At 70.3% G+C, this 367-nt stretch carries 1 protein-coding gene; it reads left to right on the plus strand.

Annotated features, from left to right (window positions below; all coding sequences use genetic code 11):
- The coding region (locus KYY02_RS33800; RefSeq protein ID WP_371244927.1) for a polyketide synthase dehydratase domain-containing protein at positions 1–367 on the plus strand (367 nt) is incomplete at both ends.

Below are 367 nucleotides of genomic sequence, written 5' to 3' on the forward strand. Positions count from 1 at the left end.
GGTGGGCGGCACGGACGGTGTGCTGCTGACGGGTCGGCTGTCGGTTCAGACGCACCCGTGGCTGGCCGACTACGTGGTCCAGGGTTCGGTCCTGCTGCCCGGCACGGCGTTCATGGAACTGGCGATCCGTGCGGGTGACCAGGTCGGGTGTGACCTGGTGGAGGAACTGACGCTGGAGGCATCGCTGGTGGTGCCCGAGCGTGGTGGCGTCCGGGTGCAGGTGTGGGTCAGTGCCGAGGACGAGTCCGGCAGGCGTGAGCTGAGCCTCTACTCCAGCGCGGGAGACACCGACGACGACCGGCCGTACACGCGGCACGCCACGGGTGTGCTGCGCGCCGTCGGGCGTTCCGGAGGTACGTCCCTGGTG

It is taken from the genome of Streptomyces pimonensis, from assembly GCF_041380215.1.
In the GTDB taxonomy this organism is placed as follows: Bacteria; Actinomycetota; Actinomycetes; order Streptomycetales; family Streptomycetaceae; genus Streptomyces; species Streptomyces pimonensis.